The sequence below is a fragment of the Ruminococcus gauvreauii genome, assembly GCF_025151995.1.
Classification (GTDB): domain Bacteria; phylum Bacillota; class Clostridia; order Lachnospirales; family Lachnospiraceae; genus Ruminococcus_G; species Ruminococcus_G gauvreauii.
In genome coordinates this window covers 4,119,309-4,145,839 of the sequence record NZ_CP102290.1, presented here as the reverse complement: position 1 = coordinate 4,145,839, position 26,531 = coordinate 4,119,309, and the positions used below count along the sequence as shown (strand labels likewise).

Below are 26,531 nucleotides of genomic sequence, written 5' to 3'. Positions count from 1 at the left end.
GAAAAAAGCCTTGATTTATGCGGGTTTGAAAGGCTCTAAAGCGTGACATCTCTGCCTTTGTTTCCGCTTTCTCTCGGCGGCTTTGATTTTCTTCATGCGCCCGGCGCAGTCGGGGCAGTATTTTCCCCGGTTGGATTTGGGGACAAAGGCCGCCCCGCAGACGGCACACCGTTTCCGGCTTCCCCGGCACAAGAGGGCTGCGGCCAGCTCCCCGTCAAGGGGCAGGACAGCCACACGGAACCAGTGGCACATGAGGGAAAAGGAAATGCTCTGGACGCACACGCAAGGCTCCCCGTCGTCCAATAGCAGGCAGTTCCCCTCATCGTAGTTACAGCACTCATGTACCAGCCGCCGCGCCCGCCGGTGCTGGCGGTAGTCCATGTGGGGCAGGTTATCGCTCATGGCTCTGCTCCTTTCTGCGGTGCGGCTCGTCCCGGCGCAAAATCTGGTCGATGTTCCGCTTGACGGTCTGCAACTCCTTGAACCGCTGTTTCTGTTCGTGATAGGTGTTATACAGGCCGTCTTTCTCGGAGATAAGCTGCTCGATCTCGGCCTGCAACGCTTTCCGGGCGGGCAGCTTGGTAATGCCATGCGCCTTGAAATACCGGGCTGCTGCGTCGGCTATGATAAAATCGCTCTCATGGGCCTGCCGGTATGCGGCGCGGGCTTTCTCGGATTTCTGTGCCCGCAGCCCGTCGCGGGCGGCCTTGGTCTGGGCGTAGGCCAACACCTGCCGCTGCAACTTCTTTTTCCCTTGCAGCTTCGTTTCCAGTGCTTTCAGTTCGCCGCTGGTCTGGCGCATTTTCTGATAGGCGGTGTCAACGGCGGCTTCTAACTGCTCCGGGGAAGTAAAGCCGTATTGCTGGTAGACGGACAGCGTTTTGGCGGCCTGCTTCAGATTGTGTATCTTCGCCCAGCGTTCATAGCCCCGGCCTTTGCCCTCGGCCATTTTCTGCTCAATGTCCACAAGCCGCTGCACTCCGTCCTGTTTCGGGGCGGCTATCTCGGCTCTGGCAACCTGCAAGCGGTCTTTTATGGTGCGTGGGGGATCGGGGGATCTGGCTGGCGCTTCGGCTGCTCTGGCGGCGTTTTGCTCTAAAACGGCAAAGACAGCGGCGCGGTCAAAATCGTCGCCCAGCTTCCGGGCGGTAATTGGCTTTGTCCTGTCCGGCGTGAGGTAGGAAAGCCGCCCCCGGCTCTCCTTGACGGTCACACCCTCCTGCAGCAACAGAGAGGAAAACTCGTCAAAGCTGGCGGCGGTGGCAAGGGCTTTCCGTAGGGTCTGCCGCAGCTTCTCCTTGTTCGTTTCAAACTTGGTCTGCCGGGGCGTGATACTATCGGCAATCATGGGGGCGTTCTGCTTGTCCAGCGCGGCCTGTCCCTTTTTCTGCGCCCAATACTCCCGGTCGGTGACGCGGTTCTTGCTGCCGTTCAAGAGGTCGATTTGATAAAGCCCCTCCCGGTGGCACATCTCCATGACTTCGGATTTGAAGTAGCGCAGGGCAGCGTCGGTACATCGGTGCTTGCAGCCGACTTTCGTATCGGCCGGCCTGTCCATGTAGGGCAGGAACGGCACTTCCTCAATCCGCAGGCTGTTTATGACGATATGCACATGAATGTTGCCGCTGTGGTTATGCCCGTCCGGGTGGGTGCAGACAAGGGCCTGGTGGCCGGGAAAATGCTCTTTACAGAATTGTTCCCCCAACGCCTGCGCCCGGTCTACGGTCAGGCCGTTGTCCGGCCCGTCCCGCGGGTCAAAGCTGATGATGTAGTGGTGGCTTTTCACATCTTCCCGCCGCTGGTTTTTCTGATAGCGGAGATTGGCCCGCATACACGCAACGGCAAAATCCTCCCCGTCGCAGTTCAGCGTGGACAGCCGGTAGTCCTCGCGGGGGATAAGCCTGCCGGTTTCATCAAGGACGGGCTTCATGGTAAACTCGTCATGCTCAAAGAGAAGATATTGCTCGGCGGCTCCGTAGTCGGCGTTTTTAGAGTTGATATGCTTGAGTGTTGCCAACCGCGTCACCTACTTTCTTGAGGACTTCATACTTGAGGACGGCAAGGTCGGATATGGCGGCGCGTACCTCGCCGGAAAGGGTGTTGTAGGGTACGCCGTATTCGTTCAGATACCGGGCAATCTGATTGAGGTTGCCGCCGATCCTGCCGTACTCGGCTGTCAGCTTCCCGACAGCGGAAAGCAACTCGTCATTGACCGACGACACATGGACAACCGGGCGTATGGTCGCCCGCCGTATCGCCTGCCGGAGAAATTCGGACTGGCTGATACCATAGGGCGCAAGCCGCGCTGTGAAGTCGGCATACTCATCTTCGGACAGCCGGGTTTTCACAACGCGGCTGCGGTGGGGCGTGTTGTATTTCTTTCGCATGGTGTGACCTCCTTTCTCGCCCGTAAGGGCGCATGAGCAGGGTTTGGGGAAGGCACTCCCCAACAAGTTTCCCGCGAGGGGCAAAACTGCAGAATTGCGGATTTTGGCACCGTGGTAGAAACTTGCTCTCCGTGACTGCAAACTTTCTCTCACTTCCGTCCGCCACTTTTTTGGAAAACTGCAACCACAAAAGTTTGTTTCTCTTTTTCTGCTACTACTAATCCTGTAAAGGGCATTCCTGCCCGCTTTCGCTAAAATGACACCGGACGCAGTGGTTTCTACCCGGTGTTGGAGAAATCCTTTCTCTTTGCCCTCTACTACGGGTAAATGCTCCAAATGCCAAACACCAGGGCAGAAAAATTCCCTCCTCGCTTACTACTACAACCGGCAGGGGGCAAAATGGCCGGGAGCGGAGCCGGACAACAAAAAAAGCAGTAAATCTTTTTCAAGACTTACTGCTTTCGCTGGCCGCGTCGGTGGCGGCTGGTATTCAGTTTTTATGACTTGTCCGGTGGTTCGTCAAGCCGGAACTTGAATTGACAGTCAATTAACCGCTGCTTTACATAGTCCTCCACCTCGGCGTTGACCTGCCCGTTCACTTTTGAGAAATAGCGGATATATCCGGCGTAGTGGAGCAGGACAGCGTTCACGGCTTCTGGGTCGCCCTCACGGGCTTTGAGGATTGTTTCATAGGGGAGAAGTCTACTCATACCGGCTCACCCCCATTTCTTCGCGTAGCCGCTGCAAGGCAAGCTGGATATGCCGCCCCGCTGTGCTGCGTGACCGGCCAATACACGCGCCGATCACGCGCTGCGGCTGGCGCAGAAAGTAATAGCGCAGGATTTCTTCCCGCGTCTGCTCCGGCAAAACAGAGATCGCGTCGGCAAGGGCGGCGTTGCAGAGCAGGACGGTCTGACCGCAGACGGTAAATGGGTATTCCTCGTCCGGCTCCGACGCGGCAAACTGGACAAACTTCTCGTTCATCAGATAGTCAAGGGAAACTTGCCGTTCCCATTGCCGTTTAAGCTTCAAAATCTTGTCCAAGGCGGCACAGCGGATAACAGTCTTGCAAAAGGCGTTGTACCTGCGCTGGATATATTCTTGATAGGCTATCTGGTCGGTCATGGAAATTCCCCTTTCTGAATAATAGTGCGGGGCGGTGGCACTTCTTGCTGTCGCCCCTTGATTGCCTACCAGCAAAGGCGGGCGGGGCTGTCAACGGCTGCGCATATGCGCCGTTCATCTTGACCGTTGACTGGCTCGGCTGGGTTTGCTATTTACCCGACAAACTTGAATTTATTTTAAGCTATCACGTTTTACCTTCTTAAGCCTTACTATCATTACCATAGGAATTTCTTTGTTGGTTTTAAAACATTCTTCATAAAATCCATCAATGACAAATCCAGCTCTAAAACAAAGGTTAAAAATATCTTGTATGGAACGATGATAATAAATCTGCTCTTTCGGTTGCCCTTCAATCGCTATATCATAGTAACTGTGCGGTGTCATATATTTTTCAGTCAACGTGACAAAACAAGGGTGTTGCGTTGCAAAGACAAAAATTCCGCTTTCCTGCAACAGTTCATAAACAGCCATAAGAAGTGGTTCAATATCCGTAATATCCATAATTGCCATATTAGAAACTGCTTTCGTAAAGGCTCGATTTCTTTTTAATTCTAATATACTTTTTCTATCGGTCGCATCCGCCACACAAAATTCAATTTGTTTTGCATATTGTGATTGCCGTCTTTTAGCCAATTCTATCATTTTTTTGCTGTAATCAAAAGCGACAACCGAAGCGCCTCTTTGTGCAAGATACGAAGAATAATTTCCATTGCCACACGCAATATCCAAAATGTAATCCGCAGGATTAGGAGATAGAAGTTCCGTTACTTTGGGACGCACTACCTCTCTGTGAAATTCATTAGATTCGTCACCCATTGCATTATCCCAAAATTGTGCGTTCTCCTCCCAGATTTTTTTACTTTCCTCTGTTCCCATGTTCTCTCCCACTCCCCAAATTTGCTTTTTTGCTTCCATTAAATCTTCCTTACTATATTCCATTGTTACCCTCCATAACTTCTGATTGTTGCCGTCTTGACGATTATGTATCTTTACATTACCTTCTGAAACATATGGCGCACCTTGTCCAGGCGGCTGTTTGGACGGCGGGGCTGGATGACCGGCTGACCGACAGCGGCCTGATATCCTTTCAGCTCTGTAAGGCATACGCTCCGCCCGTTGGTGTAAAAGGCCAGATCAGTACGGTATGCCTGTATACAGCGGGCGGGAATCTCGCCAGTAAAGACAACTTCATCCTTTTTTACCTGGGCCGTTTCGATGGTGGCACAGTATTTCGGTGCATCATGATAAGCCCTGGAAAGGTATTCCTGGGGCGCATAGAGGATGAAGGAGAGATAAGGTTCCAGCAGCTGCGTCCCCGATTCCTTCAATGCCTGTTCCAATACAATCGGGGCCAATGAGCGGAAGTCCGCCGGCGTGCTGACCGGACTGTAATAAAGCCCGTATTCAAAGCAAATCTTACAGTCCGTTACGTTCCAGCCGAACAAGCCCTGCTCCAGCCCGTAACGGATACCATCCCTGACAGCGTTTTGAAAACTCTGGTTCAAGTATCCCAGCGAAACCCGGCTCTCGTATTGTACACCGGAGCCAAGCGAGAGTGGTGTAACAGACAGTCCTATGGATGCCCAAAACGGGTTGGGCGGCACCTCGATATGGATGGTGTGGCTGGCTGCTTTGAGCGGCCGCTCCATATAAATGACGGAGGGTTCCTTTACCACTGTTTCAAGCTTGTATTTTTCCGACAGCAAAGCGGAAACAACCTCCAACTGCACCCGGCCCAAAAAAGAAAGAATGATCTCATGGGTGATGGAATCCACTTCGCAACGCAAAAGCGGGTCAGTATCCGCAAGTTGCGTAAGAGCGTCCAGCAGCCGTTCTCTTTGCGCTGCCGTTTTCGGCGCAATCGTCGTCCGCAGCATGGGGAGGGGGTCCTCGCGCCACCTTTTACGAGGGAGCCGGGTTTGGTCCCCTAATACATCGTTTAACCTCACGCTGTCGCTGGGAAGGATAACAATTTCACCCTGATAAGCGGTGTCTGTCCGAACAATTTCCCCTTTGGATGGAATACGCATCTCTGTGATTTTCAGCTTTTCTCTCCCGGCCAGGGCCACCGTATCCCGCAGGCGCAGCGTTCCGCTGTATAACCGTAGATAGACACGCCGCTGGCCGCAATCGGTGTACTCAACCTTGAAAACGCTGCCGCATAGGGCGGCGCCCCCCTGTTCCCCAATCGGTTGGAACAGCCCTGTCACCGCATCCATCAACGGTTGAATGCCAAGGCCATTTTTGGCGCTGCCATGATAGACTGGGAACAGGGAGGCGTCTTGAACCCGCTGCTGTTCCTCCCGCGCAAGTTTTTCCCGGCTGATTGGTTCTCCTGCGATATACTTTTCCAATAATTCATCGTTATTTTCGATGACCGCATCCCATGCTTCTATGTCGGTATTTTCCTCCAGGACTATTTCCGGGGACAGCGACACCGTCTGCTTGATGATAATATCGGCGGAGAGCTTATCCCGAACAGACTGAACCACGCTCTGCAAATCAACGCCAGCCTGGTCGATCTTGTTGATAAAGATAACGGTGGGAATGTTCATTTTCCGCAGGGCATGGAACAGAATACGGGTCTGGGCCTGCACGCCATCTTTAGCGGAGATCACCAAGATGGCCCCATCTAAAACAGCCAAAGAGCGGTACACCTCCGCCAAAAAATCCATGTGGCCGGGCGTATCCACAATGTTAACTTTACATCTGTGCCACTGGAAGGAAGTGACTGCCGCTTGAATGGTAATCCCACGCTGCCGCTCCAAAAACATGGTGTCCGTCCTCGTTGTCCCTTTTTCGACGCTCCCCGGTTCTGAAATGGCTCCGCTGGCATATAGCAGGCTCTCCGTCAAGGTCGTCTTTCCAGCGTCTACATGGGCAAGAATTCCAATATTGATTATTTTCATGTGATTGTCCTCCCTTTACAGCCCCAAAGGGCATAAAAATCCCCAGCAGTAAAATACTTTTACCACTGGGGATTATAAGTTGCGGACATACACATATACAGCATACACCTGTTTGTGATTGCTGTTTTTGGGGATATGTCAAAATTGATAAGGCAAAAGTATTCTTAAATTGGGTACAAAAAACTAAGCCCCTACAAAAGGAGCTATCATAATCCTTTGTTCCCACTATTTGATTATAGTTTTATTTAAGAATACCTTGCCGCATATTTTTTACTCCTTTTCTGGATTAAATCATTGTATCACATCAGTTTTAGGAAAGCAAGTACCTAAAAGAAATTTTTCTTCCCCTTATATGTAACAATCATACCGGCTTCCTAGCGTTCAGAATGTTTTCTGCTGTCTGCTGTGGTGTTTGGTTGGAATTGTCCAACCAAAAGCCGATCCGTGGTGTTGTCTGCATTTTACTAAATACAAATTCAATGTATACAGAAAGATATAAGGAGTGGGAGGGATTCCGCCGTAGTTGGCATTGTAGGAAAATCCAAAAGTTTAGATTTTCCCACAATGCTTATCTTTTGGTCTTTGGTTCGGAATAGTGTAGTGCTGGCGGTCTATCTCTTGTTTTCGGTTGCTTGCTTCCTTACCGTACATGAGCATTTTGCCAATGTTGATGCAGCAGCAAAAGCAGGCGGCAACGTGGGAATCATCTCCGTTGGATGGGATCCTGGTATGTTCTCACTGAACCGGTTATATGCCAATGCGATCCTCCCGGAGGGAAATGATTATACTTTCTGGGGAAAAGGCGTCAGCCAGGGACACTCCGATGCAATCCGCCGGATACCGGGTGTGAAAGATGCAAGACAGTATACAATCCCTGTCGATGCGGCACTGGCATCTGTCCGCAACGGAGAAAATCCGCAGCTTACGACGCGCCAGAAGCATACGAGAGACTGTTATGTCGTCCTGGAAGAAGGTGCAGATGCATCCGCAGTTGAAGAGACGATCAAGACCATGCCGAACTATTTTTCGGATTATGACACTACCGTACACTTTGTATCGGAAGAAGAATTACAGAAAAGCCACAGCAGACTTCCGCACGGCGGATTTGTACTGCGCAGCGGCTGTACCGGATGGGAACAGGAGAACAATCATCTGATCGAATACAGCCTGAAACTGGATTCAAATCCAGAGTTTACCGCCTGTGTGATTGCCGCATATGCAAGAGCCGCCTACCGGCTTGCAAAGGAAGGACAGGCTGGCTGTAAGACAGTGTTTGACATTGCACCTGCATATCTGAGTGCAAAAGACGGTGCAGCGCTCAGGGCCGAAATGCTTTAATATGATGAATAAGATTACTTATCTGATGATACTTTTTACAACAGTTTTCATTCTGCAGACGGGGACGGGAATCATTTCTCTCCCCGCTGCTTTTGATGATCAGGACATGTACCAGTCCCAGACTGTTGACAGGGAAAACCGTCATATGATTCGGACGGCAGATCATTCTATGGATGAACATGCGCTCCAGAATTCTATGTCGTCATACAGAGTCATCTTTCGGCAGGCATTAAAACAGTACCGCGGAAATCCGTGCCTGCATGACGGAGTCTCTGATCTTAATATGCCTCTGAACGTATACGTAATCTTGTTCGGCGGAGGCATCTTTTTGCTGTTCCTTTTTTTAACCCCGTTACCCCGCCAGTTTTGTATCAAACTGAATATCACCCATAAGTCAGACGGAAAAAAACGTCCGTGGTAAACTGCGCGTATCTATTCGGATATGCATCGGTTACTGATTCGACAAAATGACAATAATGGGAGAATATAATATGGAAATATCTGATATTTTAATACTGCTTGGCGGTCTTGCGCTGTTTTTGTATGGCATGCAGATGATGAGCAACGGTCTCGAAATGGCTGCCGGGAACAAGATGAAACGAATACTTGAAAAGCTGACCGCAAACAGGATCAAGGGCGTTGTGGCCGGAGCAGTGATAACAGCGGTGATTCAGTCATCTTCAGCTACGACTGTCATGGTGGTTGGTTTTGTCAATTCCGGGCTTATGACATTGAACCAGGCGGTGTGGGTGATCATGGGTGCAAACATCGGTACCACGATCACAGGACAGCTGATCGCGCTGGACATCGGTGTGATCGCACCGCTCATCGCGTTTCTGGGTGTTGCCACCATTCTTTTCGTGAAGAATGAAAAGGCAAAGCACATCAGTGAAATTTTTGCGGGCCTGGGTGTGCTCTTTATCGGCATGGATATGATGGGATCGGCGATGGTGCCGCTTCAGAACTCTGAAACTTTTATCCATTTCATGACGACATTCAGCAATCCTCTGATAGGCATTCTCATCGGTGCTGTTTTCACTGCGATCATCCAGTCCTCATCGGCATCGGTCGGTATTCTGCAGGCACTGGCGAGTACCGGTATGATCCCGCTCTCCAGCGCGGTTTACATACTGTTTGGTCAAAATATCGGAACCTGTATCACGGCTGTACTGGCCTCGATCGGCACGAAAGTGAATGCAAAGCGGACAACGGTCATACATCTGATGTTTAACATCATCGGCACGATTATATTTACAGTGATTTGTCTGGTGACACCGTTCACCATGCTGATGGAACACATAACCCCGGACAACCCGGTCGCTCAGATCGCGAATGTCCACACGGTATTTAATATCGTCACCACGCTGCTTCTGCTGCCGTTTGGAACGTATATGGCACGTCTGGCAGAGAAAATTCTTCCGGATAAACAAAGTGAACAGGAAGAGGTACTTCATCTGGAATACATACAGCCGTTTGAGAGTCATTATGCCATGGGGCAGGGAGCCCTGGTACTGACGCAGATTGACCATGAGGTTGAGCGGATGCGGATGATCGTCAGGGAGACAGTCTCCGGAAGCTTTGATGCTGTACTCCACAGCACCTCTCAGGGGAAAGAAGAGCTGGAGCAGAAGGAAGAGTATATCGATTACCTGAATGCAGAAATATCCCGCTATATCGTGTCTGTCATGCATCATGAAATGGCAGTGGAAGATTCCATTAAAATCAGCGGGTATTATAAGATCCTGGGCAATCTGGAACGGATCGGAGACCATGCTATGAACGTCCTGGGTTACGCCGTGAGCATGAAGAAAAAGGAAATTGTTTTTTCTGATCAGGCAAAACAGGAGATCATGACTATGAAAGAGATGAGTCTTCGGATACTGGACGACGTGGCCGGCAGCAATGTTGCAGATCTGAAAACCATGCTTGAGAAGACTTCCCGTGATGAGCAGAAGATAGACGATATTCGAAATGAGTATCTGACACAGCAGATTGAGAGAATCGGCAAAAGTGAATGCATCGCTGATGCAGGCATTTTCTTTTCAGAAATGCTGACAGATTTTGAACGGATCGGTGATCATGCGCTGAATATCGCAGAGCAGTATTATGGAATGTTGACAAGGGTTGTCTGACTTGAAGGAAAGGGATGCATATATGAGGGATTTTTCTATCATAAAAGCGTTGGTGGGAGAAAGTGTAACGGAAAATGAACTGAGATTTGTAGACTGTTACGTACACCCGAAGCTGGGATTATTTATACCAAGTGTGGGGACTTGCCAGTATGCCCAGAGGCAGGGACATACGCATCCCTCCTATATGATCACTATTTTGTTTTCGGTGGAGGAGTCCGGTGTGACACCGAAGATCAGCATTGAGAGAAATCACTATCTCGCATCCGTTATATCACCGGATGTTCCTCACACTGATTTTTCTGATGAATTTATCCACTATTACTGTATTCTGATTGACAGGGACTACTTTGACAGTCAGTATCGGCTTTACACAGCAGAAATGCCATATTTCAACGATCTGCAGTTTGCCCTGTGCAGTGATATTTTAAAAACACTCAACACGTTTGCCTTTGAATACAGCAAGCAGATGCCAAACTCGGACCTCACCCTGGAGGCACAGGTTACGGTCATCACACATTGGATCATCCGGAGCATCCTGGGTGAGAATCTGGATCTGCGCATGATTTCCTCAAATTACGCCGTTGCCCGCGCCCAGCATTATATGGAACAGCATTTTGATAAAAACATCGCGGTCGAGGACCTGGCAGGGTTAAATCACATGTCATCCTCCAGCTTCAACCGGATATTTAAGAATGAACTGGGAGTGACGCCCATCAAATATCTGATCGAAATCCGGATTGAGAAGGCGAAAAAACTGCTGCGCAGAAATGATATTCCCATAATCGAGATCGCATCCAGATGTGGTTTCGGGAGCAGCGCTCATTTTGCTTCGAATTTTAAGCGCCTGGCAGGAGTGACTCCTTCAGAGTATCGAAACACTTACCGGTACGGAGGCTGAAAGCTGCATGTTTTTTGAAAGTTTTTAATTGTAATCTGAAAGATAAATAACTCCATTCGGACTAAAATACAGTTACAGACCAAAAGGAGGATCAGATTATGATGACTAAAAATGAAATATTTCAGCTGATGAATACAAATCCTGTGTTCCATCTGGCAACGATGGACCGGGATCAGCCAAGAGTCCGGGGGATGCTGTTATTCCGGGCAGATGAAAACGGGATTATCTTTCACACTGCATCTACAAAGGATGTGTACGAACAGATTCAGAAAAATCCGAAAGTTGAATTATGTTTTCAGGGCAACGGCAGCCAGATCCGTGTGACAGGGGTACTGGAACACGTCGAAGACGCAGCTTTGCGGGAGGAGATCTTTCAGCATCCTACCAGGGAGTTTTTACGGGCGTGGAAGGACAATGGCATTGATGGGCTGCTTCAGGTCTTCGTTCTGAAAAACGGAACAGCGACAGAATGGACGATGGAGACAAATTTCGAGGACAAGCAGTATGTGGAATTATGATACAAAAGACTGAGACGACGGCACAGCGCACCTGCGGTTATGAAACTGCAGGTGCGTTGTTTATTTAAAGAAAAGTATTGCATGGAATTTGATTATCTCTTATGATGGAAACATCAATTGAAGCCAGAGACCGGCAGGGGAGGAGGCATTTACATGTTTATGGGAGGTTTTGAAATGATGTTCAGCCTGGTTTTCGTGGTGGTGGCAGGTGTCATCATCTTCATAGTGGTTAAGAGTGTCAGCGAGTGGCATCAGAATAACAATTCTCCGCAGCTCACCGTTGAAGCTGTGATCGTGTCCAAACGCACCGATACCACACATCATCAGCAGGCAAATGGGGGGGATAGTTCCGGTGCACATGGATATACGATGATCACTGACACTACGTATTATGTGACATTCCAGGTGGGTGACAGCAGGGACCGTATGGAGTTTCATGTAACCGGACGCGAATACGGCCTGCTTGCAGAAGGTGATCACGGGAAACTGACATTTCAGGGGACACGTTATCTGGGGTTTGAACGAGCGGGTTGACAGCAACAGCCAGTTGCTTGTCCGGCTGCCCGGTCAGATGTTAAACTTTTAAAAAGGAGGTATTTAAAATGGATTTTAAGGATATTATACTGGAACTGCGCAAAAGTCTGAAATTATCACAGGATGAATTTGCAGACATGCTGTTTGTCACAAGACAGGCTGTATCCAGGTGGGAGAACGGAGATACCGTTCCCAGTACAGATACGCTGAAATTGATTGCGGAAACGTTTCATGTGTCGGCGGATTATCTGTTGGGATATCCGGCCGGACTCTGCCAGAGCTGCGGCATGAACCTGGAACACGACGGTGATAAAGGGACAGAGAAGGATGGCAGCAAATCCGAAGAATACTGCGTATTCTGCTATCAGCAGGGTGCGTTTACCCAGAATATCACGATGGAAGAGTTGATTGAACATAACCTGCAGCATCTGGATGAGTGGAACAAATCGGCGGGATTGCAGCTGACAAAACAGGAGGCCAGAATGCAGCTCATGCAGTTTTTGCCAACATTAAAGCGCTGGAGCGCATAATCAGTAAATTTATCTCGAATAGTATCACATCTTTCAAGAAATTCCGGTGATCGACTGTTAAAATGAGGGATAAGCCAAAGACAACTCATGAAAGCAGGTAAGGAGAGAAAAATATGGATGTGAAAGATGACAAATGTGTGATGGTGATTGACGAAAATCTGCCCTCCGGTCTGATTGCGAACACAGCGGCAATTCTGGGAATTACGATGGGAAAGAAAATGCCGGAAGTGGTTGGCAGTGATGTTGCGGATAAGACAGGCAACCTTCATCTGGGAATTATCGAGTTTCCAGTTCCGATACTGAAGGGAAACCCGGTTTCCATTAAAGAAATCAGGAAGAAGCTGTATACAGAAGATTTTTCTGATCTGCTGGCTGTGGACTTTTCAGGGCTGGCACAGGGCTGTAAGACATATGATGAATTTACGAATAAAATGCAGCAGGCTGAAGGGGCTGATCTTCAATATATGGGGGTTGCGATCTGCGGTCCGAAGAAAAAAGTCAATAAACTGACCGGCAGTATGCCGCTGCTGCGCTGAAGGCACAAATAGCTGTAAACAGAAAAAAATTTCTAAGATTTTGTATTAGATAAGCGTCATGGAGCAAGAGTTCCTGATGCTTTTCTTATTTTATGATAACAATACCGCCATATTAACATTGATACAATATGATTTCAGACGTATAATATAATCTAAACGACTAAGTCAGGAGTGATATTATGGGATTACAAAAATGCGGGCTGAATTTGAACCGTGTATCCAGGGAGCTTCAGCCACATGGAACATATGATTTTCCCTGTGCCGGATACGCATCCTTACATACAGATAAGCCGGAAGATGCGATTCCCTGGCATTGGCATAAAGAAATCGAAATAATATACGTGAGAGACGGAACAATCAAACTGCAGATACCCGCCAAATCATTTCTATTAAAAAAGGGCGATTGTATTGCGATCAATTCCAATATCCTTCATTATGCGGCGACGGATGACTGCTGCCAGTTACATTCCTTGGTTTTCAGTCAATCATTAATTACCGGAAGCAACGATTCAGTATTTTCGAAAAAATATATGCATCCGCTGATATCTTGTACTTCGTTCGATATGTGTTTTGTTAATTCAGACGGAAAACAGGATATCAAGGACCAGTTTATGACTGCTTTTGCATCTCTGGCGGAGGACATGCCCGGTTTCGAATTCGTTGTGAGAGAAAAGCTCTCCAGAATATGTTTATTCCTGTATCGTCAATTTGAGCAGGAGATCGCAAACTGTGATATTGCTCTCAATCAGGACAATCAGCGCATTCAAACAATGCTGAATTACATTCATGAACACTTTGCCGAACAGTTAACATTATCTGATATTTCCAGAACAGCTGATATAGGAGAACGAGAGTGTTTACGATGCTTTCGGCGGACAATACAGCTTCCGCCTATGCAGTATTTATTAAAATATAGAATTGTGCAGGGTGCAGCATTACTTATACAACATCCCTCTGCCAGCATTTCGGAAATTGCAGTACACTGCGGGTTTGACAGTCCAAGTAATTTTGCCAAAATGTTTCGGCGCTTTTATAGCTGTTCGCCCAGAGAATATAGAAAAAAACAATCCAATGAGTCGTTTTCATTATAGTATTGGGCGCTTTTCTTAAGGAATCTGATAAAAGCTCAGGATATAATCAACTCATGATTTAAGCCGAAGAGAAAGTGATTACTGGATAGAATACAGCACAGATACAGACCTGCAGATTAAGATTACAGCCTGTCAATGGAAAGCACACAAGTAAAGGAAGAGGAATATCGATATGGTCATTCATCACGCCGCGTTGTATGTAAAAGATCTGGAACGCGCAAAATTATTTTTTGAAACATATTTTCAGGGCGAATCAGGGAGCAGGTATCACAATGCAAAGACAGGATTCACCTCATACTTTTTATCATTTGGAGATGGCGCCAGGCTTGAGATCATGCATAATCCGGAAATTTCAGAACATGATGGCAAGAAACAACAGACCGGGTATGATCACATAGCTTTTAGTGTTGGATCTGAAAAAAATGTTGACCGGTTAACAAAACAGCTGAGGAAGGATGGTTTTACTGTCATCAGCGGACCAAGGACAACAGGAGATGGGTATTACGAGAGCTGTATTTTGGAGGAGGAAGGCACCCGTATTGAAATAACTGTGTAGCAACAGATATCACATGCGGTCACAAAATGTGGTCATCAGGAATCTTCTTTACATTTCACCATATATATAAGGATGGAAATGTAAAGGAGATTTTTGTATGCCAAATCCCATTTTGCTGCTCACGGTTCTGCTGACACTTGGCGTCATCTTCGTCAACGGGTGGACGGATGCCCCTAATGCGATTGCTACGTGTATTACGACAGGGTGTTTGAGCGAACGCACCGCGATCTGGATGAGTGCGGTTTTTAATTTTCTCGGAGTTCTTGTCATGACAAAAATTAACAGCTCTGTCGCGGCTACCATAAGCAACATGGTGGATTTTGGAACCGATACCCGATACGCACTGATCGCCCTGTGTGCGTCGCTGTTCTCCATCGTTGTGTACAGCGCGGCGGCTTCTTCTCTTGGCATTCCAACCAGTGAAAGCCACAGTCTGATCGCAGGACTGTCAGGTGCGGCGATTGCGATACAGCACGGAATCGGCGGCATCAATATGACAGAGTGGATCAAAGTGTTCTATGGCCTGGCACTCAGCCTTGTGTGCGGATTTGCAGCCGGGTGGCTGATCTGCCGGCTGATCATGTTCCTCTGCCGGGATCTGGATTACGATAAAACGAACGCATTTTTCCGAAATGCCCAGATTTTTGGCGCGGCATCTATGAGCTTCATGCACGGTGCCCAGGATGGACAAAAATTTATCGGTGTGCTGTTTCTGGGATTTGCGTTCTACAGTGGACAAAACAGTGTCACTGGTGCGGTAATCCCTGTCTGGATGATGCTGGTGTGCAGCGCGGTCATGGCGCTCGGCACCAGTGTCGGAGGCAAAAAGATCATACAGGCAGTGGGAGCGGATCTCGTAAAGCTGGAACGCTACCAGGGATTTTCTGCGGACCTGGCGGGAGCGTTCTGCCTGCTGTTTTCCACCGTCTCCGGGATCCCGGTTTCCACTACCCATACGAAGACCTGTGCGATCATGGGGGCAGGGGCCGTAAAAAGCATCCGGGATATCAATTTTCATGTGCTTTGCGAAATGATGCTGGCATGGATCTTTACGTTTCCTGGGTGCGGCCTGATCAGTTACGCGATGACAGTGATTTTCCTGCACATTACCCATTGAAATTTACTACACTTAAGGTTAAGATAGAAAGAAAACTCAGGAGGAAAGTCACATGCCATACATAAAAACAAATGTATCCGTTTCCGTAACAGAAGAACAGGAAGAGAGTGTGAAAAACCGGCTCGGACAGATCATCACGCAGATCCCGGGGAAATCCGAAGAATTTCTGATGATTGAACTGGAGGATAACTGCCGTTTATATTTCGGAGGGAATCAGGATGGTCCCACCGCGTATGTGAAAGTGGAAGTCTTCGGCAGCCTGTCTGATGAATACAGCCTTATGCTGACCAAGGATATCTGCGGTATGCTGGAAGAAGAGCTGCAGATTCCCCGGAACAGAGTGTATGTGAATTATGAGAGCTTTATTCAGTGGGGCTGGAATGGGAAGAATTTTTAAAAATGAATAAATTTTAAGAAGAAAGATGCACACGGTAATGAACTATGTGCATCTTTCTTCTTTTGATGGACGTATGGATACGGTCGCTCTATCGCATCAGCTTGCGAAACGTCTTGGGTGAACACCCGATTTTGTCTGTAAAAATATTGGTAAAGCTGGCATTATTGGCGTAGCCCACTTCAAAGGCGATCTCCGTGATGCTTTTATGTGTCTGGACGAGCAGCAGCTTGGCTTTATTCATCCTGGCATTGGTGATGTATTCACGAGGAGAATAACCTGTTTCCTGTTTGAAAATACTGGAAAAATATGCCGGACTCAATCCCACGATCCTGGCGAGCTGCTCCATCGTGATATGCTTGTCAATATTTTCCTGAATATACATCAGGCTCTGGTCGATCGGCTTGTTCCTGACACCCTGATACATTTCTCTGGTCTGAAGCAGAAGCGTCAGAAATTTGTAGACTCTCAGTGAGGCATCGATGATGTTTTCTGTATCATTTTTCTCATAAAAATCTAAAGTATTTTTTAAAAGATTACCAATCAGATGGTTATTTTTTGAACTGATTCTGGGGCCCTTGGTGCTCAGTATGTAGTGGCAGATTTCTCTGGAGTTGGAGCCCTCAAATCCATAGAAATAAAACTCCAGTCCCTCGTAGGCTCTGTAATAATGGGGCTCCCGGCAGTCGATCAAAATGACTTCTCCCGGACCTGCATCGAAAATCTTATCTCTGAATTCCACATGGAACATCCCCTTTACTACATACATCAGCAGAAGAGTGGGATAGGTTTCTCTTCTTATATAGTAATTTTCTGAACAGTAATAATGTCCTGTCCAGGTAGGATAGAACAGCAATTCTTCCGCGAGCTTCGGAGGAAGAAATGCATGTTCTACAGACTTTTTATAGACGCCGGCGGTCAGGTTTTCAAATACTGATTTCACGCATATCCCTTCTTTCTTCAGGTGTTACTGTCATTATAACCCGCTGAGATTTAATCTCAACCAAAATCCTGCCTTATCTAAAACAAGATGAAGTTTAACGAAAACCAGAGTATGGGAATAGGTGAAATAATTTATATAATAGATAGTATGAAACAGTTGATAATTAAGTGAAAGAAAGGATGCAACAATCATGCACAATAGAATATCAAAGGAAGAGGCAGCACATCTGCGCACTCTGGCATTTCAGGTAAAAGAAATTTCCCAGGATCCGAAATGGAAAGAAAAAAAAGAGCTCTGGATAAAGCTCAATAAAATGGAAAAGACAAGACCGCTGGTGATCTTCCCGCCGGAATGCTGGCATGAGCTGGTTCCTGAGGAAACTTTGAGAGTGAAAGACCCTGTATTCAGGACATTAGAAAAAGAGCTGCGGATGAGAATATACCGTGCAGAGCATTTTGACGATGATGTTGTACTGACAGACGTTTTATATATTCCCTATGATACCCATGTGACAGACTGGACGGACGATCGTGTACGTCCGTATGATGACAGACCGGACCATGCAGCCTGTTTTCATCCATGTATCTGTGAGGTCAGTGACATTAAAAAGATGAAGCTTCCCGAACTTACAGTAGATGAAGAAAAGTCACAGGAGAACTTCGCACTCGCCAGGGAAATTTTTGGAGATATCCTGAATGTTGTGGAGGGAGAGCCGTTTACTGCATCCACTCACCAGTCCATCATGGGATGGGGAAACAGTCTGATCGATATCTGGTGTGAACTCAGAGGACTGGAGCAGGTGATGTATGATCTGTATGAAGAGCCGGAACTCACACACGAAGCCATGTCCATTCTGTACGAGGGACGCCTCGGATATCTGAAAAAGGGTATCGAGCTTGGAATCTGGAAGCTGAACAACAATGAATATATGGTAAATGGAACGGCCACAGCCTGCGGCTCCAACGGCCTGGCGTGCACAGACCTGCTCCCGGCAGAAGATTTTGACGGTACCGTCCGTATGAAGGACTTATGGGGATACTGTATGGCACAGGAATTTACCGCTGTTTCACCGGACATGCTGGAGGAATTCGTTCTTCCTTATCAGAACAGGCTTTCTGCACTGTTCGGTATGAATGCATACGGATGCTGTGAAAACATGAACAGGAAATACGATGCAGTGGCAAAATATATACCGAACCTCAGGCAGATCGCAGTCAGCGCATTTTCAGACATTGACATTGCCGCTGAAAAGATCGGAGGGAAATATGTGATGAGCTGGAAACTCAATCCGACGGATGTTTTCCATACCTTTGACGAAAAGCGTATACACGATATGATTGCCCACGGCATGGAAGTATCCAGAGGAAATCCGCTGATCGTGGAACTTCGGGAGGCACAGACATGCTGCGGACATATTGAATACGGAGCTTCCTGGGTTAATATCTGTATGGATCTTGCACGGAACTATGAATGATCATGTAAGTTGTAAAGGAGGAGGGAAATGGAGAGAGAAAAAGGAAAGAACGTGCTGGAATTAAAGAACATCTCCAAATCGTTTCCTGGGGTAAAGGCACTGGATAACGTCAGCTTCGCGGTCGAGGAGGGCACGGTGCATGTGCTCGCGGGCGAGAACGGAGCCGGGAAATCCACACTGATCAAGATCATCAACGGGCTGTACGTGGCAGATAAAGGCGACCTGTTCCTGTACGGAAAAAAGATCACGGCGCATAACCCCAGGTATATGAACAGCATCGGCGTGGCGACCATCCATCAGGAGTTAAGCCCGGTACTGGACCTGACGATCGCAGAGAACATCTTTCTGGGCCGTGCACCGCTGACAAGGATTGGGACAATCCAGTGGAAAAAGATGTATGCCCAGGCGCAGGAGCTGATCGACAACTTCGGGTTCCACTACGATGCCAGGCGGACCATGCGTTCCCTGACGGTATCGGACATGCAGATCATCGAGATCATCAAGGCAATCTCCGTAAATGCGAAGGTCATCATCATGGATGAACCCACTTCCTCGATCACGGAGAGCGAGGTGGAGGTGCTCCATGAGAAGATCCGGATGCTGAAAAAGCAGGGGATCAGCTTCATCTATATCTCCCACAAGCTGGATGAGATCGGGCAGATCGGGGATATGGTGACGATCCTGCGGGACGGGAAGGCGATCTCGACCCATAAGGTCGGGGAGATCACGACGGATGAGATCATCGCGAAGATGGTCGGCCGTGAGATGACGAACGTGTACCCGCCGAAACACCCGAAGATCGGCGATACGATCCTGGAAGTGAAGAACCTGACGCGGGAGGGCGTGTTTGAGAACGTGTCGTTTACCCTGCGTGCGGGGGAGATCCTTGGGATGTCCGGGCTGGTAGGGGCAGGGCGTACGGAAGTGGCGAGGGCGGTCTTCGGGCTGGATAAGCTGCAGTCGGGAGAGATCTGGCTGAAGGGGAAAAAGGTGGAGATCCGCCGTGTGCCGGATGCGATCCGGGCGGGGATCATCTACCTGTCGGAGGACAGGAAGGGCGAAGGCCTGGTGCTGTGCCGCTCGATCGGGGAGAATATCGCGCTGGCGAACCTGAAGCATTTCAGCCGGGGATTTTTGCTGAACCGGAAGCAGGAGGACAGGGAGGCAGCACAGATGTCCGAAAAGCTGACCGTCAAGGCGCCGTCGATCAAGACGAGCGCAGGGTCTTTGAGCGGAGGGAACCAGCAGAAGGTGGTCATCGCGAAATGGCTGCTGCAGAACCCGACGGTGTTCATCATGGACGAGCCGACGAGGGGAATCGACGTCGGTGCGAAGTATGAGATCTATAAGATCATGTGCGACCTGGCCCAGCAGGGGGCAGGGGTGATCATGATCTCGTCTGAGCTCCCGGAGATCATCGGTGTCTGTGACCGGGCACTGGTCATGGCGGAAGGCCGGATCACCGGGGAGGTGCAGGGGGACGACCTGACGCAGGAAAGGATTATGAGTTTTGCAATAGGAGGGCAGGCATGATGGTGAAGAGTAAAAAAGGCAGTTTTTCGGTGGCTGAATTTTACAGTAAATTTGGGATCGTATTGATCTTTGTATTGTTGTTTGTGATAATGTCGGTCGTGAACCGCAACTTTATTTCGGGCGTGAACTTGAGGAACGTTGTCCGCCAGGTCGTGGTCATCACAATCCTGGCATGCGGGGAGCAGCTGATGCTGATCTCGGGAATGGTCGACCTGTCGCCGGGGCGAGTGCTGGCGTTTGCAGGAACGCTGTCGGCGTACTGCATGATGAAGACGGGAAATTTGTTCCTGGCGCTGGTGGTAGGCCTGGCATGCGGACTGCTGTTCGGTGCGATCAACGGCGCGCTGATCACGGCGTTTGACATACCGCCGTTCATCGCAACGCTGGCATCCATGCAGATGGCGGACGGAGCGATCATGGCGTTCACGGGGGGCCAGAACTATTCGAACCTTCCGGCATCCTTTAACTTCCTGGGACAGGGGTACATCGGGTTCATCCCGTTCCCGGTGGTGATCATGATCCTCGTGCTGATCATCACGTACATCATACTGGCATGGACCCCGATGGGGAGGTCGTTATATGCGATTGGAGGAAACCAGGCGGCAGCGCTGGCGTCGGGTATCCGTGTAAAGAGGTCCAAGTTCTTCGCGTGTGCGTTCGGCGGAGTCTGTACGGGGCTTGCAGGAATCCTGCTGATGGCGCGGATGAGTTCGGGGCAGCCGGCAGCCGGTGAAGGGATGGAGATGGATGCGATCACGGCGGTCATCGTCGGCGGAACAAGTATGAGCGGAGGTGTGGGGAATATCCTGAATACCATCGTGGGCTCCCTGATCATCGGTATCATAAAGAACTTCATGAACCTGCAGAACATCAACTCGTCGTTCCAGGACATCGTACTCGGTATCCTGATCTGTGTGGCGGTTATCATCGATGTTCAGGTCCGTAAGGCAAATACAAAGTAAATCATACACAATAAAAAAGGAGAAGAAAGATGAAAAGAAGATTACTGGCAATTGGAATCACGGCAATGATGGCAGTCTCCATGTTTGGGTGCGGGCAGAAAGAGGCGGCAGACACAACAGATGCGCCGGCTCCGGCGGAGACGGAGGAAGCAAAAGAGAATGAAGAGGCGCCGAAGGCCGCAGATGATGCAGAGAAGGACGAAACGCCGGCGGCGGATTTACTTGACTGGGAACAGGAACTTGCCAAAACGTATGCGGTTAACGGGGATGAAACATTCACCTGGGGATATATTACGATGAGCTTTACGGATACCTTCTGTGCCAAAGTCCAGGAAGAGGTAGAAAATTATACAAAAGAAAATTATCCGAATGTGAAACTGAATGTTGCCGATGGAAAGAATGATGTCAATACACAGATGGAGCTTATGGAAAACTTTATCACTCAGGGGGTGGACGCGATTCTGCTGACTCCCGTTGACTCAGACGGCGACGTGGCTGTGTGCGGTCTTGCCCAGGAAGCCGGTATTCCAGTCATCAACATCACAGCTGAGCCGAACTGTACAGAGGAAGATCACTTCTTTATCGGGTCAGACCATTATCTGTCCGGACAGCTGCAGGCAGAGTATCTGATTGAAAATGTAGATGATTCTGAAACATTAAACTTGTGTTATCTGGAAGGAAGCAATGGTTATACCCATACAACGCTCAGAAAAGAAGGGTTCTTTGAAACTCTGGACAAAGCGGGCTACAACTACGAACTGCTTGCAAGTCTGGAGGGGGAATACCTGAGAGATAAGGCTATGGATATCACAGAGGACTGGATGGTTCAGTACGGGGACAAGATTGATGTCATCGTCGCAGCCAATGATGAAATGGCAATGGGAGCACTGCAGGCAGAACAGGCTGCAGGAGTGACAGGGATTATCAACTGTGGCATCGATGCCAATGATGATGCGAAAAGGGCCGTTTCAGAAGGCACATTTGGCTGTACGGTATTCCAGAATGCGGTAAAACAGGGACAGTGGGGAGCAATTGCTGCATATTCCGCTTGTGCTTCCGAGCTGCAGCCGGAGTTCATCGAAATACCGTATGAGCTGGTAACAAAAGATAATCTGGCTGATTATCAGTAACGATAATTTTATTTGCTGAAATCCTCCGCCTGCGTTATACTAACCGTATCATACAATGAATGGTTAAGGAGTTTTTATGAAAATAGAACGACTGATCGGGATTCTGTCCATTCTGCTGCAGCAGGAGAAGGTGACGGCTCCTTATCTTTCAGAAAAATTCGAGGTGTCAAGGCGCACCATCAACCGGGATATTGAGGCTCTGTGCAGGGCAGGCATTCCCATCGTGACGACGCAGGGGACAAACGGGGGGATTTCCATTATGGATGGATACCGCATTGACCGGACGCTTCTGACGGCATCGGATATGCAGGCTATTCTTACGGGACTTCGAAGTCTTGACAGCGTCAGCGGAAACAGAAAAATGAGACAGCTGATGGAAAAATTGTCCGCAGAGAATCCGGACATACTCACTTCCAATGAGCATATTCTGATCGATCTTTCTTCCTGGTATAAATCGCTGCTGGCGCCGAAGATCGAACTGATACAGACTGCGATCGCACAGCGTGAAAAGATTACATTTTCCTACTTCGCCCCGGTCGGAAACAGCATCCGGACGATAGAACCTTATCTGCTGATATTTAAATGGTCTTCCTGGTATATCTGGGGAAGATGCTGTCAGAAACAGGATTTTCGCCTGTTCAAGTTAAACAGGATGCTTGAGGTGGAGAGTCTCGGGGAAGTATACGAACCAGTTCCTTTTTCCGTGCCCGATCTGTCTCCGGAACACGTCACACCACCGCTAATTTCCGTCAGGGCACTTTTTGAACAGGAGATGAAATGGCGGCTGATCGAGGAATATGGACCGAAATGTTTTACGGAACGGGAAGACGGAAAACTGCTGTTTACATTTGGCTTTTCCGATCAGGAAAACCTGTTCAGCTGGATTTTCAGCTTTGGCGATAAGGTAGAACTGCTGGAGCCGGAATGCCTTCGGGAAGAATTTGTGCAGCGCGCAGAAAAGCTGCTTCAGAGATATCATACGTAAATAGAACAGGAAAAGAGAGGGGATGTCCTCTCTTTTTCTGTTTTATATTACCACAAATCAGCAAAAATTTCAAGACTGGTACTGGCTGCGGCGCGGCGTTATAATCATCAGATTAAGATCACAGGGAGGCATTTCAATGAAAGATAAAGATTGGATTTTGCTCATGTCAGATCAGAATCAACTGACAAAGGTGCTGGAGGCTAATCAGTATACGGAAAGATTCGGACTGGTCTTGTCACAGGAAGATGCACAGCTTCTGGTAAGGGAGAGGAGTGAGGTATTAAGAGCCGAAAAGCGTGTGGAGTTTGGCGAAGGAATCCTGCCGCAGCTGATTTTCGTATTCTGCGATTCTCAGTATATCGATCAGAATAATTATGTGGAAACCTTAAAGCGGCTGCAGGAGATTTTTTATTTGTATAAGAATGAGATGCTGGATGAAATCACAGATGCGGAACTTCTGGAATTTATGAAAGAGCAGTTTGAGACGGTTTGCTTCGGAGATCTGGATTACCTGGAAGGTACATGTCTTGACATTTTTTCACAGGCCATTCGGGCAGGGTACAGGGGATACCGGAATACAAACAGCGGAGGTGAGTTCCATAAAATGGACATTGTTAAGCGATGGGATAAGGATGTTTTTCTGCAGGCGCTGGATGAATTGATGTGACGGAGGATTGTGATGGATAATACGATGGAAGAGTTGATTCCTGTAGTGGCAGGACTTGCCGGGAAATTTACCTCGAAAGAGAGTACATCGATCACCTATGAAAGGGCAAATCAGCTGATGGAGGCAGTGATTTACTGCATCAACGAGTGCACGGACGAAAATACACTGACTTCAGATATGAAACTCTCCGCCGGGAAGGCATATCAGCTGGGATATGAAAGGGTCCTTGAAAAGGTAAAGACGGCGCAGGAACAGTACAATGCGATGATTTCAGATTTCTGTGCATATGGAAATGAAAACTATCATGATACCGTTACCAAAGCACTCCCTGGTTTTTTTCTATATTATGATGCCAGATTCGCCCCGCAGGAGACGGTCATTACCATGGACTATCCGACCCTTGGGTCAGGGATAAATGCCACAGGCATTGATGCCATAGAACACTATATCATCGGCATCAGCCTGGAACAGCGTTTTCTGAACAGGCTGCCGGCTGATTACGTGTGGGGCACGTTATCACGTTTCCAGCCGGATTACCAAAGAGAGTTCTATAATATCAGCAGCATCATACTCAGACACCTTCTGGTCTGTATGCTGATCTGCCGAAAACCGGGAACGCCAAAACGCAGACTGGACTATGAAAAGCTGAAGCAACTGGTTGAGCTGTCCGATAAAAAGCAGTTGGAACAGCGTATCTTGCAGTTGCTGGAAACTCTGGTCAGGGACCAATACGGAAGTGACCGGAATTTATATCATTATCTGGAGCAGGACATTACGGATTTTGTGACCTGCCTGAAACTCGGTGCCAAGACCGGAAGCCTCCGGTATCTTTTATAATTTCCCACGTGTCTTTTTTACAGTAAAAAACAAACGATATCAGCCCTGGTGCGTTAACCTTTATCTACGCATATAAATCAAATCAATTATACCGTTATATGTCTGTGTATTATAAAGTTTCAATTTTATTTCGTTTTCCATGTTGCTAAAAAGGCGAATTCCATTACCCAGCAGAGTAGGAATAACGGAAATGTAGTATTTATCAATCACATTTTTACTTACCAACTGCTGAATAAGATTTGCACCGCCACAAATCCATATGTCTTTTCCTGCTTCTTTTTTCAGCCGTTCCGACAATACGACAGGATTTTCACTTGTGAAACGAATTTGTTTAGAAGAATTATACTCTTTATGTGTCAATACATAAGTTGTAAATTCATGATAGACCCATTCTTTTGGAGAAAGCTCGGTAACAATTTGATGATAAGTATTCCACCCCATTAAAACGGTATCTATATCTTTTGTAAATTCTGTATAAGTGTCAATAGTTTCATCATCTCCGTGACCGTTTAACCAAGCTACCCCGCCATTACTGTCCGCAATATATCCGTCAAGGCTCATGGCAATAAATAAAATTATTTTTCTCATGTTTCCTCATTTCTTTGCTTTCTTACTTTATTGTTCAGTTTCAATTTGCCTGTGTGTATATTATATCATTTCCCTTAAACATTGTCATATGACCGTGTGAGCTGATTCAGCAATTTTTTGGGAAACAATGATGTGATATTGGGGTCAAAAGGTTTTTTGACCTTTTGACCCTGGCATCATGACATATAGATGTCATGTTTGCTGTGATATCATGAGGTTATAAAATCTGTAAAGGAGATGAAATAATTATGGCTTCAAATCTTGAATTTGTGCAGTTCGTGACCGATCAGCTTGGGGATGCAGGAAACATTACCAGCAAAAGAATGTTTGGTGAATACGGACTTTACTGTAATGGGAAGTTTTTTGCTGTCATCTGCGACAATCAGTTCTTTATAAAAATCACAGATGCCGGACGGGAAATCTGCGGCGATTTTGACGAGGTGCCTCCTTATGAAGGGGCGAAACCCTATTTCCTGATAGAAAATTTAGACGACCGTGCATTTTTAGCACAGCTCGCGGCTGCCACCTGCAGTCAGCTGCCTGATCCGAAACCGCGGAAGAAGAAAGACACGAAAGAGAGATCCGCAAAAACCGGGGAAACATCATTGAAGACTGGCGGGAAGCTGGATTACAAAAAAGTGTACAGGGATTTATATCTGCCCAAAAGTACACCCGCAGTGATTGACGTACCGGAAATGACGTTTATTATGGTGGATGGAAGAGGAAATCCCAATACATCAAAGAGCTACCAGAATGCTGTGGAAATCCTGTATGGACTGTCATTTACCATTAAAATGAGCAAACTAAGCGGCAATCAGCCGGAAGGATATTTCGAATATGTGGTCCCTCCTCTGGAAGGGCTCTGGAAACTGGACGGTGCAGTTTTTGACGGACGCGGTGCCATTACCGATAAGGACAGGTTCTGCTGGACTGCTATGATCCGACAGCCGGAATTTGTCACGGAAGAGGTATTTGAATGGGCAAAGGAGAGCCTGTTAAAAAAGAAACCTCATCTTGATTTTTCCGCAGTAAGACTGGAAATATTTACAGAGGGCCTGTGCTGCCAGGTCATGCACAGGGGATCGTACGACGAGGAACCAGCGACGATCGAAAAGCTGGAAGCATTCATCTCGGAACACGGGTATCAGTGTGATATTTCGGAAAAGCGTCTGCACCATGAGATCTATCTGGGAGATCCGAGAAAGACGAAACCTGAGAATCTGAAAACCGTGCTCCGCCATCCGGTGAGACCTGTTTATTGAGATTAAATATTAAAATTGAATTTTTTTTGCAAATGTAATGCAATAATTTCCAAAATATAGTATAATATTTGCATAAAAATAAGGA

The 26,531-nt window shown here is 47.9% G+C and carries 28 protein-coding genes and 2 pseudogenes; 21 read left to right on the top strand and 9 right to left on the bottom strand.

Translation table 11 applies throughout. From position 1 onward, the window contains the following. Positions 1–15: 15 nt before the first annotated feature. The 7 genes from NQ502_RS19360 to tet(W) form a co-directional block, all read right to left on the bottom strand. Positions 16–381, bottom strand: coding sequence for a cysteine-rich VLP domain-containing protein (locus tag NQ502_RS19360; protein ID WP_425386754.1), 366 nt, complete (start codon positions 379–381; stop codon positions 16–18). Between the two features lie 10 nt (positions 382–391). Then, positions 392–2,017: a relaxase/mobilization nuclease domain-containing protein gene (locus NQ502_RS19355; protein ID WP_002596230.1), complete on the bottom strand. Its 1,626-nt coding sequence runs from the start codon at positions 2,015–2,017 to the stop codon at positions 392–394. Continuing rightward, positions 1,989–2,387, bottom strand: coding sequence for a plasmid mobilization protein (locus NQ502_RS19350; RefSeq protein ID WP_002596229.1), 399 nt, complete (start codon positions 2,385–2,387; stop codon positions 1,989–1,991). Before NQ502_RS19350 ends, NQ502_RS19355 begins: the two co-directional genes overlap by 29 nt. A 497-nt stretch (positions 2,388–2,884) precedes the next feature. Then, a complete protein-coding gene (locus NQ502_RS19345; RefSeq protein WP_002586615.1) occupies positions 2,885–3,097 on the bottom strand; it encodes a helix-turn-helix domain-containing protein in 213 nt (70 codons plus the stop codon). Next, complete coding sequence (locus NQ502_RS19340) at positions 3,090–3,512, bottom strand: sigma-70 RNA polymerase sigma factor region 4 domain-containing protein (protein WP_002586616.1); 423 nt, start codon at positions 3,510–3,512, stop codon at positions 3,090–3,092. Before NQ502_RS19340 ends, NQ502_RS19345 begins: the two co-directional genes overlap by 8 nt. Before the next feature lie 171 nt (positions 3,513–3,683). Then, the gene (locus NQ502_RS19335; protein ID WP_002586626.1) at positions 3,684–4,451 is read right to left on the bottom strand and encodes a class I SAM-dependent methyltransferase; all 768 of its coding nucleotides are present in this window, start codon (positions 4,449–4,451) and stop codon (positions 3,684–3,686) included. Between the two features lie 50 nt (positions 4,452–4,501). Further along, positions 4,502–6,421 (bottom strand): tetracycline resistance ribosomal protection protein Tet(W), encoded by a 1,920-nt coding sequence (gene tet(W) / locus NQ502_RS19330; protein WP_002586627.1) that lies wholly within the window; start codon positions 6,419–6,421, stop codon positions 4,502–4,504. A gap of 645 nt (positions 6,422–7,066) precedes the next feature. Between tet(W) and NQ502_RS19325 the strand changes: the two are divergent. The 12 genes and pseudogenes from NQ502_RS19325 to NQ502_RS19270 all read left to right on the top strand — a co-directional run. After that, positions 7,067–7,759 (top strand): annotated as a pseudogene (locus NQ502_RS19325) (diaminopimelate dehydrogenase); the annotation flags it as partial. A gap of 1 nt (position 7,760) precedes the next feature. Next, on the top strand, positions 7,761–8,180 hold the full coding sequence (locus tag NQ502_RS19320) for a hypothetical protein (RefSeq protein WP_028527920.1): 420 nt from the start codon (positions 7,761–7,763) through the stop codon (positions 8,178–8,180). 70 nt (positions 8,181–8,250) lie between these two features. After that, on the top strand, positions 8,251–9,891 hold the full coding sequence (locus NQ502_RS19315; protein ID WP_028527921.1) for a Na/Pi cotransporter family protein: 1,641 nt from the start codon (positions 8,251–8,253) through the stop codon (positions 9,889–9,891). A 22-nt stretch (positions 9,892–9,913) separates the two neighbouring features. Further along, positions 9,914–10,789 carry an AraC family transcriptional regulator gene (locus NQ502_RS19310; protein WP_148511896.1) on the top strand — a complete coding sequence of 292 codons (876 nt, stop codon included), beginning with the start codon at positions 9,914–9,916 and terminating at the stop codon, positions 10,787–10,789. Between the two features lie 98 nt (positions 10,790–10,887). Next, positions 10,888–11,307, top strand: a complete 420-nt coding sequence (locus tag NQ502_RS19305) for a pyridoxamine 5'-phosphate oxidase family protein (protein ID WP_240302254.1) — start codon at positions 10,888–10,890, stop codon at positions 11,305–11,307. Between the two features lie 153 nt (positions 11,308–11,460). Beyond that, positions 11,461–11,841: a DUF2500 domain-containing protein gene (locus NQ502_RS19300; RefSeq protein WP_044983053.1), complete on the top strand. Its 381-nt coding sequence runs from the start codon at positions 11,461–11,463 to the stop codon at positions 11,839–11,841. 68 nt (positions 11,842–11,909) lie between these two features. Continuing rightward, positions 11,910–12,371, top strand: a complete 462-nt coding sequence (locus tag NQ502_RS19295) for a zinc ribbon domain-containing protein (RefSeq protein ID WP_028527925.1) — start codon at positions 11,910–11,912, stop codon at positions 12,369–12,371. 113 nt (positions 12,372–12,484) lie between these two features. After that, on the top strand, positions 12,485–12,907 hold the full coding sequence (locus NQ502_RS19290; RefSeq protein ID WP_028527926.1) for a DUF2000 domain-containing protein: 423 nt from the start codon (positions 12,485–12,487) through the stop codon (positions 12,905–12,907). Between the two features lie 179 nt (positions 12,908–13,086). Then, complete coding sequence (locus tag NQ502_RS19285) at positions 13,087–13,998, top strand: helix-turn-helix domain-containing protein (protein ID WP_028527927.1); 912 nt, start codon at positions 13,087–13,089, stop codon at positions 13,996–13,998. 172 nt (positions 13,999–14,170) lie between these two features. Continuing rightward, positions 14,171–14,554 (top strand): VOC family protein, encoded by a 384-nt coding sequence (locus tag NQ502_RS19280; RefSeq protein ID WP_028527928.1) that lies wholly within the window; start codon positions 14,171–14,173, stop codon positions 14,552–14,554. A gap of 97 nt (positions 14,555–14,651) precedes the next feature. Then, positions 14,652–15,671: an inorganic phosphate transporter gene (locus tag NQ502_RS19275; protein WP_044983054.1), complete on the top strand. Its 1,020-nt coding sequence runs from the start codon at positions 14,652–14,654 to the stop codon at positions 15,669–15,671. A 52-nt stretch (positions 15,672–15,723) separates the two neighbouring features. Next, positions 15,724–16,068, top strand: coding sequence for a phenylpyruvate tautomerase MIF-related protein (locus tag NQ502_RS19270; protein ID WP_028527929.1), 345 nt, complete (start codon positions 15,724–15,726; stop codon positions 16,066–16,068). 88 nt (positions 16,069–16,156) lie between these two features. Here NQ502_RS19270 and NQ502_RS19265 read toward each other — a convergent pair whose 3' ends face one another. Further along, a complete protein-coding gene (locus NQ502_RS19265) occupies positions 16,157–17,008 on the bottom strand; it encodes a helix-turn-helix domain-containing protein (protein ID WP_028527930.1) in 852 nt (283 codons plus the stop codon). Positions 17,009–17,198: 190 nt separating this feature from the next. On the opposite strand from NQ502_RS19265, the gene NQ502_RS19260 reads away from it, so the two are divergent. From NQ502_RS19260 to NQ502_RS19230, 7 genes are all read left to right on the top strand, one after another. Next, on the top strand, positions 17,199–18,482 hold the full coding sequence (locus tag NQ502_RS19260) for a uroporphyrinogen decarboxylase/cobalamine-independent methonine synthase family protein (protein WP_028527931.1): 1,284 nt from the start codon (positions 17,199–17,201) through the stop codon (positions 18,480–18,482). 27 nt (positions 18,483–18,509) lie between these two features. Further along, positions 18,510–20,015, top strand: a complete 1,506-nt coding sequence (locus NQ502_RS19255) for a sugar ABC transporter ATP-binding protein (RefSeq protein WP_260046577.1) — start codon at positions 18,510–18,512, stop codon at positions 20,013–20,015. Beyond that, positions 20,012–20,977 carry an ABC transporter permease gene (locus NQ502_RS19250; protein ID WP_260046576.1) on the top strand — a complete coding sequence of 322 codons (966 nt, stop codon included), beginning with the start codon at positions 20,012–20,014 and terminating at the stop codon, positions 20,975–20,977. The genes NQ502_RS19255 and NQ502_RS19250 overlap by 4 nt, the downstream gene beginning before the upstream one ends. Before the next feature lie 29 nt (positions 20,978–21,006). Continuing rightward, positions 21,007–22,107 (top strand): sugar ABC transporter substrate-binding protein, encoded by a 1,101-nt coding sequence (locus tag NQ502_RS19245; RefSeq protein ID WP_049898371.1) that lies wholly within the window; start codon positions 21,007–21,009, stop codon positions 22,105–22,107. A 76-nt stretch (positions 22,108–22,183) separates the two neighbouring features. After that, on the top strand, positions 22,184–23,092 hold the full coding sequence (locus tag NQ502_RS19240; protein WP_028529728.1) for a helix-turn-helix transcriptional regulator: 909 nt from the start codon (positions 22,184–22,186) through the stop codon (positions 23,090–23,092). 136 nt (positions 23,093–23,228) lie between these two features. Next, positions 23,229–23,759, top strand: coding sequence for a DUF6323 family protein (locus NQ502_RS19235; RefSeq protein WP_028529729.1), 531 nt, complete (start codon positions 23,229–23,231; stop codon positions 23,757–23,759). A gap of 12 nt (positions 23,760–23,771) precedes the next feature. Further along, positions 23,772–24,596, top strand: coding sequence for a DUF6179 domain-containing protein (locus NQ502_RS19230; protein WP_044983510.1), 825 nt, complete (start codon positions 23,772–23,774; stop codon positions 24,594–24,596). 60 nt (positions 24,597–24,656) lie between these two features. Here NQ502_RS19230 and NQ502_RS19225 read toward each other — a convergent pair whose 3' ends face one another. Beyond that, complete coding sequence (locus NQ502_RS19225) at positions 24,657–25,184, bottom strand: dihydrofolate reductase family protein (RefSeq protein ID WP_028529730.1); 528 nt, start codon at positions 25,182–25,184, stop codon at positions 24,657–24,659. Between the two features lie 248 nt (positions 25,185–25,432). Here NQ502_RS19225 and NQ502_RS19220 point away from each other — a divergent pair. Both NQ502_RS19220 and NQ502_RS19215 read left to right on the top strand, forming a co-directional pair. Then, a pseudogene (locus tag NQ502_RS19220) lies at positions 25,433–25,693 on the top strand (TfoX/Sxy family protein); the annotation flags it as partial. Between the two features lie 96 nt (positions 25,694–25,789). Next, positions 25,790–26,446 carry a GyrI-like domain-containing protein gene (locus tag NQ502_RS19215; protein ID WP_028529731.1) on the top strand — a complete coding sequence of 219 codons (657 nt, stop codon included), beginning with the start codon at positions 25,790–25,792 and terminating at the stop codon, positions 26,444–26,446. Positions 26,447–26,531 lie beyond the last annotated feature (85 nt).